This is a genomic window from Pseudoflavonifractor sp. 60 (assembly GCF_009911645.1).
Lineage (GTDB): Bacteria > Bacillota > Clostridia > Oscillospirales > Oscillospiraceae > Lawsonibacter.
On sequence record NZ_QWKI01000090.1, the window covers coordinates 1 to 7,056 of the forward strand.

At 52.0% G+C, this 7,056-nt stretch carries 10 protein-coding genes and 1 pseudogene; 10 read left to right on the top strand and 1 reads right to left on the bottom strand.

The window, feature by feature from the left end; translation table 11 throughout:
• Both D1646_RS10465 and D1646_RS10470 read left to right on the top strand, forming a co-directional pair.
• Window positions 1-513, top strand: a pseudogene (locus tag D1646_RS10465) (DUF4368 domain-containing protein); the annotation flags it as partial.
• 19 nt (window positions 514-532) lie between these two features.
• A complete protein-coding gene (locus tag D1646_RS10470) occupies window positions 533-889 on the top strand; it encodes a TnpV protein (protein WP_160636410.1) in 357 nt (118 codons plus the stop codon).
• A gap of 84 nt (window positions 890-973) precedes the next feature.
• On the opposite strand, the gene D1646_RS10475 is transcribed toward D1646_RS10470, so the two are convergent.
• A complete protein-coding gene (locus D1646_RS10475) occupies window positions 974-1,273 on the bottom strand; it encodes a helix-turn-helix domain-containing protein (protein WP_160636411.1) in 300 nt (99 codons plus the stop codon).
• A 192-nt stretch (window positions 1,274-1,465) separates the two neighbouring features.
• On the opposite strand from D1646_RS10475, the gene acgA reads away from it, so the two are divergent.
• The 8 genes from acgA (at window position 1,466) to D1646_RS10515 (ending at window position 6,912) form a co-directional block, all read left to right on the top strand.
• On the top strand, window positions 1,466-1,654 hold the full coding sequence (gene acgA, locus D1646_RS10480; protein WP_160636412.1) for an ACGX-repeat peptide: 189 nt from the start codon (window positions 1,466-1,468) through the stop codon (window positions 1,652-1,654).
• Between the two features lie 91 nt (window positions 1,655-1,745).
• Window positions 1,746-2,780: a radical SAM/SPASM domain protein, ACGX system gene (gene acgM, locus D1646_RS10485; RefSeq protein ID WP_160636413.1), complete on the top strand. Its 1,035-nt coding sequence runs from the start codon at window positions 1,746-1,748 to the stop codon at window positions 2,778-2,780.
• Entirely contained in the window at window positions 2,780-3,361 is a 582-nt protein-coding gene (locus tag D1646_RS10490) for a nitroreductase family protein (RefSeq protein ID WP_160636414.1), read from the top strand. Before acgM ends, D1646_RS10490 begins: the two co-directional genes overlap by 1 nt.
• Before the next feature lie 2 nt (window positions 3,362-3,363).
• On the top strand, window positions 3,364-3,981 hold the full coding sequence (locus tag D1646_RS10495; protein WP_160636415.1) for a 4Fe-4S binding protein: 618 nt from the start codon (window positions 3,364-3,366) through the stop codon (window positions 3,979-3,981).
• 1 nt (window position 3,982) lies between these two features.
• Window positions 3,983-4,762, top strand: a complete 780-nt coding sequence (locus D1646_RS10500; RefSeq protein WP_160636416.1) for a protein-ADP-ribose hydrolase — start codon at window positions 3,983-3,985, stop codon at window positions 4,760-4,762.
• Entirely contained in the window at window positions 4,707-5,579 is an 873-nt protein-coding gene (locus D1646_RS10505; RefSeq protein WP_160636417.1) for a Sir2 silent information regulator family NAD-dependent deacetylase, read from the top strand. Before D1646_RS10500 ends, D1646_RS10505 begins: the two co-directional genes overlap by 56 nt.
• Window positions 5,580-6,186: 607 nt before the next feature.
• Window positions 6,187-6,348 carry a sigma factor-like helix-turn-helix DNA-binding protein gene (locus D1646_RS23695; protein ID WP_347565188.1) on the top strand — a complete coding sequence of 54 codons (162 nt, stop codon included), beginning with the start codon at window positions 6,187-6,189 and terminating at the stop codon, window positions 6,346-6,348.
• Between the two features lie 111 nt (window positions 6,349-6,459).
• Window positions 6,460-6,912: an RNA polymerase subunit sigma-24 gene (locus tag D1646_RS10515; RefSeq protein ID WP_160636419.1), complete on the top strand. Its 453-nt coding sequence runs from the start codon at window positions 6,460-6,462 to the stop codon at window positions 6,910-6,912.
• Window positions 6,913-7,056: the final 144 nt, after the last annotated feature.

Sequence of the window (7,056 nt, forward strand, 5' to 3'; positions counted from 1 at the left end):
CGCCGAGGTTGCGGAATTGGAAAAGGCCGTCAGCAGTTACGACCAGGGCAAGAAGTCGGCGGAAAAGTTTATCGCTCTGATTGATAAATACCAGGGCTTTGACACCATGACAAACACCATGCTCAATGAATTTGTCGATAAAATCCTTGTCCATGAGCGTGACCGCAAAGGATGCCAGGACACCACGCAGACGGTTGAAATCTACTTCAATTTTGTGGGCAGATATATACCGCCATCTTTCCGGGAAGCGGAATTGACCCCAGAGGAACAGGAGGCGTTTCGCAGACGGGAGGAACGGCGGGACAAGCTGCATCAGGCATATCTTCGCCGCAAGGCCAGTGGCAAGCAACAAGAGTATGACCGGCGGTACAGTATCAAGCGCAAGCCCGTCATGGACGCAAAGAGGGCCGCTTTACGGGCCGAGGACATGGAGCGCGGTATCTCACCACCGCCGCCAGCCTGCCCCGCCAAGAGCCGCAGAGGGCCACTGTCCAGACCCGTCCCACGCTTTGAGAGAAAGGAGAGCACCGATATGAAAATTGAACTGGATTATGTGAAGGTGGGCGATTATTACCTCCCCGATCTGACGATAGAACCACCGCCTGACCGTAGTTTGGGCAAGTATGGCCTGTTGCGTCTGCGGTATCTGAAAGAGCATCGTCCCATCGTTTGGGCCAAGCTGGTGATGGACGGCAAGCTGTACGCCCATCTGCTGGAAACCGAGGATGCCGCCAACGACCTGTTGGAGAGAATGATGCCGGGAATGGCAAAGGAGGCCGGGGCCACCGAGGAATTGAAAGCCCGTGAGCCCATGAGTTGGGTGGGATTGATGAATTGTTGCAAGGCCCAAGTAGAGGAAATCATCTTCACGGAACTGATATATTGCTGAAACAGAGAAATCCCGGTGCAGAAGATGTACCGGGATTTTTCTATACAAAGAATAAATTCACTTTACCAAACTTTTATAAAGAAATCACCAATCCTCCATAGCTTTCATAACTGGCCGAAGTGTTTCGCCCAAATCGTTCAAGGCATACTCCACACGGGGCGGAACCTCCGCATAAACGGTACGGCTGATAATACCGTCGGCCTCCATAGACCGCAAGCTGTCGGTAAGGACTTTCTGGCTGATACCCTCCAAATCCTTTCGCAACTCGTTAAACCTCCATGGGCGTTGCAGCAGATTACGCAAAATCAGCAATTTCCATTTGCTCCCAATGATTTGTACGGTGGTAGCAACTGCGCACTCTGGTAATTCTTCTTTTGTCAGCATAGTGATGTACTCTCCTATAGGTTCAAAATTGAGTGTTACATTCCAATTATAATGCAAGAACAGTATTTGCGCAATAGGTTACAAAAAGGTGACTGAGTAATAAAATTGTGCCTACTTGTTTTGATTTCTAGGCTACGCTATTATGAACTTGCGAACAGAAAAGTTCGACAAACATACCTGGAGGTAATCATTATGGCACTCTCTAATCTGTCTGGCTGGGCCGGTTCTGCTTGCGGCGCGTCCGACAAACCCGCTGCCTGCGGCGCTGCTGATAAGCCGGAGGAAAAGCCCGCCGCTTGCGGTTCCGCCTGTGGCGCGTCCGGCAAGCCGGAGGAAAAGCCTGCCGCCTGCGGCACTGCCTGTGGTGCTGGCGACAAGTAACTTCACGCTGACCCCTGGTAAGGCCAGCCCTTGCCAGGGGCTTTCTAAATGCAATCGGCTCTTGCCGGTATTCATATAAGGGGAGCACGAGATGAAACAGTATTTTTCCTTTCAATGGCACATCACAGATGAGTGCGATCAGCGGTGTAAGCACTGCTATATCTTCTCGGAGGACAACTGCAAAAAGCTGGATGCCATGACCTGGGAGCAGATGCAGGACGTTGTGGACAACTGCTGTGATATGTGCGAAATGTATGACCGTCTGCCCTATTTCTATCTCACCGGCGGCGATCCTATTTTGCACCCCGATTTCTGGCGGTTGCTGGGCCTGCTGAAAGAACGGGACATTCCGTTTGCTATCATGGGCAATCCATTTCATTTGACCAATGAAGTCTGTAAGCAGTTAAAATCCTATGGCTGTCAGAAATACCAACTCTCTCTGGATGGTATGCGTGAAACACATGACTGGTTTCGTAAGCCCGGTTCTTTTGACTGCACTCTTGAAAAAATCGCCTGCATCAAAAACGCCGGTATCCGCAGCGTGATTATGACCACCGTATCGGGAACAAACATCAAGGAAGTCCCTGACATCATAGACACTGTGGTAGAATACGGCGTGGATGTGTTTGCCTTTGCCCGCTACTGCCCCACCAGCGAGGAAAAGAACACCGGCATGACGCCCCAGGAGTACCGAGAATTGTTGGCCCTCTGCGATAAAAAATTCAAGGCGTATGAGGCGGCGGGCTGTGAAACCTACTTCAACAAAAAAGACCACCTCTGGACGCTGTATGAATATGAAACCGGGGCGTTCAAAATCCCCGAAGGGACGGAGGACGGGATGATTTACGGCGGCTGCAACTGCGGTAACTGCCACCTGACCATTTTGCCCACTGGCGATCTCTACGCCTGCCGCCGTGTTCAGAACAGCAGGGTTGGAAATGTCTTTGAGGACAGGATTGCGGATGTGTGGGTCTGTGAGATGGAGACTTACCGGGACTATACAAAGTTTAAGAAATGCGCCAAATGCGAGTTGTTGGCCTGGTGTCGGGGCTGTCCCGCCGTAGCCAGCGGCGCACATGGGGATTTCTATGACGCCGACCCTCAATGCTGGAAGGAGGTACAATAATGGAACTGCTGGAACTGATGAAATACCGCCGCTCCATTCGCAAATATCAGAACAGGCAGATACCGAAAGCCGGCCTGGAAAAAATCATGGAGGCTGGAACTTACGCCCCCAACGCCGGAGGCGGTCAGCGGAGTATGATCGTGGGCGTCCATAACGCGGCGCTGGCGGAGAAGATTGGGAAAATGAACCTTACTGGATTTGACCGGAGCAAGCTGTCCGGTTCCTATGTATCCAGGGAACAGCCCAGCATTATTGATGACCCCGGCATAAAAAGCGGCTTTTATGGCGCGCCCTCCGTCTGTATTGTGTTTGCGCCGAAAAATTTCCTTTACAGTATTCCAGATGCCTTCTGCTGCGCTGAAAATATGGTGCTGATGGCAACAGAACTGGGCATTTCCTCCTGCATTGTGGCAAGAGGCGAGGAAACCTTTGACAATGAGATCGGGGCGGCTATGCTCCAGGATTGGGGCGTTCCCGAAAACTATATTGCCCGCTGTTTTGTGCTGCTGGGCTATGTGAGCGGCGAATATCCGGGGGAAAAGCCCCGCAAAATGGGCCGCGGTAAAATTGTGGAGGGGTAAGGGTGGACGCAAAAACCTGTTTGCAAAAGCTGCAATATGTGGGCGTGCTGGCCTTTGCCACAGTGGATGAGCATGGCGCACCGCAAATTCGCAACATCAGCGCCATTCACTATGAGCCAGAGGCGATGTACTTTTTTACGGCCAAGGGCAAGGATTTCTGCCGCCAACTGCTGACTGACGGGCGTGTTCAAATTCTCGGCTACACAAAGTACAAAGAGATGATTCGGCTGTCCGCTCATGCAAAACCGGCCTGTGAAACAGAGCAGCAGAAATGGATTGATACGATCTTTGAGGAACAACCCTACCTGTCTAACGTATATCCGGGTGATACCCGAAAACTGGCTGGGATTGTATTCGAGATTACAGATGCGGAAATCGAATATTTTCATCTCGGCGTTAATCCGATTTTCCGGGAAAGCTATACCATCGGCAGCGGGATTGTCAAAGAAAAAGGCTATCAAATTACGGACGCTTGCATTGGCTGCGGCAGTTGCACCGAGCATTGTCCCCAGCGGTGTATTGAGCCGGGAACACCTTATCAAATCCAGCAGGAGCATTGTCTGCACTGTGGCAACTGCCATATGGTTTGTCCTGTCCAAGCCATAGAAAAGCGAGGATAATATGACCCAAGCAGAACGTAGAATATATCTGATAAAGGAACTGCTTGCTGAACAGCCCAGGTATCAGGGGTTGCCTGTTCCAACAGATACCACAGAACAAAAGAGATTGTTCCGCTCCCTGATGAACATCCGCGGTCCTCGACCGATTGATCAAGATTTCCTTGCCGTGCAGGACGAATATCTCCAGGGAGAACTGGCCCAAAAGGGCGTTACCGATTTCACAGACCTGACACCCGTATCAGAGGGGATTTATCTTTGGCAGGGAGACATTACCACTTTGCGCTGTGATGCTATCGTCAATGCCGCCAACAGCGGCATGACCGGCTGCTATGTTCCCTGCCATAGCTGCATTGACAACTGCATCCACACCTATGCCGGGGTGCAGTTGCGGCAGGAGTGCGCCGCGATCATGCGGGAGCAGGGTCGAGAAGAAGAAACCGGCAGGGCAAAAATCACATCGGCCTATAACCTCCCTTGCAAGTATATCCTGCACACCGTTGGCCCCATCATTTCCGGGCCGCTGACAAGGGCGGATGAAGAATTATTGGCCTCCTGTTACCGCTCCTGTCTGGAGTTGGCGGAGCAATACAGTGTAAAGAGTATCGCATTCTGCTGTATCTCCACAGGAGAATTTCACTTTCCCAACGACAGAGCGGCAGAAATTGCGGTGCGGACAGTTAAGGAATACCGAGCAGAACATGAGAGTGAGATACAGGTGATCTTCAATGTTTTCAAAGATGTCGATTATAAAATCTACCAAAACCTACTCGCAGCAAATTGAGCGGTTGAAAGCTGCGCTGGAAACCGCTGATGCCGTTGTCATCGGTGCTGGCGCGGGACTTTCGACCTCGGCGGGATTTGTTTATACCGGGGAGCGGTTTGAGCAGTATTTTTCGGATTTTGCGCAGAAATATGGCTTTCGGGATATGTACTCCGGTGGTTTTTATCCGTATAGCACCCCGGAGGAATACTGGGCCTATTGGAGCCGCTACATCACGGTCAACCGCTATACAAATCCACCAAAGCCGGTCTATCAAAATCTGCTGAAGTTGATAAAGGACAAAGACTATTTTGTGCTGACCACAAATGTAGACCACTGTTTCCAAAAGGCCGGTTTTGACAAAAAGAGGCTGTTCTACACCCAGGGGGACTATGGACTGTTCCAGTGCAGTGAACCTTGTTGTCAGGAAACCTTTGATAACGAGGGTGTCATAAAGGCCATGATGGAACAGCAACAGGATATGCGCATCCCATCTTCCTTAATCCCCCGCTGTCCCCACTGTGGCAAGCCTTTGACAATGAACCTCCGGGCAGATGATACATTTGTGGAAGATGAAGGTTGGCATTCTGCCGCCGAACGGTATTCCGATTTCCTGCGCCGCCATGAAAATGCGGCTGTCCTGTTTCTGGAACTGGGAGTGGGTTACAATACGCCAGTCATTATCAAATATCCGTTTTGGAGAATGACTGCCTCAAATAATCAGGCCACATACGCCTGCATTAACTTTGGTGAGGCGATCTGCCCGCAGGAAATCGAAACGCAAACCATTTGTATTGACAAGGAAATAGAACAAACACTACAAGACCTACTGAAATAGTCTGATAGCCTATCTGCCGCACGACGGCTAAAGAAAAAAGCCATCGTATTGCACAACTTGTCACGCCCTAAGACGGCGGCTTTTGAGAAATCGAAGGCCGTCATTTTTATACTCACTGGCGGCATATAGGAGGATACCGCCATGCGATTACAGGTAGATAGGCACTTGTCAAAAAAAGCCTGCCTCCCGCAGCGGCATCCCCTACCCATGTTTGCGAAAATAGTCGTTTTCTGACGGCTCATACTGTTATGTCCCGCGCCCGAACGGTTTTGTACTGTTCGGGCGCTTTTCTATTTCCGGGCCAAGGATACCAGCCTCGCTGCCGCTCCCCACCCCCTTCGTTCAGACCCCAAAAATCTGAACGGAGGAAAGGACGATGGAAATCACCATCAACTACTATGGACAGGCTGTGTCCGTTTCGGTCGATCATGTACTCGTCAAATTCGCGGCCATCCCAATGCCGCCGCTGTTCATGGGCAAGGTTCTCCGTCTTGTGGTCGGCCTGGGTGAGATACTCGTAGACATCGCCACAGAGGGCCGATTGCCCTACTGCGCTACCCCGGAGGAATTGGTCTGCCAGCAGGAAACACTGGATGAAATTCTGGCAGTGCTGGCCCTCTGCACTCCCACCCAGCGGGAACGGTTCTTGCTGTACGCTCTCGATGATTTCAGCTATGCGGAGATTGCCGAGATGTGCGGCTGTACCAAAGGTTCAGTACAGACTTCCATCAATGCGGCCAGAAACATTTTTCGGAAATTTCTGAAATAGGCCCATACGATAGGCCCCCTAAGTGGCTACCAGGTGAGGGGCGTTAGCTCCATCACCGGGAGGGACAAGCAGCCGAAACTGCTTGTCCCTCCTGTCATTTAGGAGGTCAAAATGAAAGTTATCAACCTACGGCTCCACTACCCCCACTGTCAGCATGACAAGCTGGTGGAGGTCAGCGAGGAAGTCTTTGACGTGCTGTGCCAGTCCGTCCGGGAAATGCGGAACCATGAGCGCCGCAAGCGGTATCACCGGGCCTATTACTCGCTGGATGCTTTCGAGTGGACGGAGAACTATGCGCTGGAACACAGCCCGTCCCCGGAGCAGCTTGTCATGCTGGCGGAGGAACGGGCCGAGCGTGACCGGCTGGTAGCTGCTATGCGGGAGGCCCTGGCCTACGCCACTCCCACCCAGGCCCGCCGGATTTGCGCCTATTACATAGGCGGGCTGACCCAACAGCAGATCGCAGACCGGGAGCGCGTTCACAACAGTAATGTGTGCCTCTCCATCCGCCGTGGTCTGTGCAATCTCCGCCGCTACTACGCAGACCACTCCCAGGGAAAGTGAGGGCGGCATGGCAATCATCAATTTACGCAAGCACTATTACCCGCTCTACACCAAGGACACGTTCGTGGAAGTGCCGGACGAGGTTGCCGCCGTCATGGAGGAATGTCGGCTCTATGAGAACCGGCAGGAGGGCAGGAAAAGTTA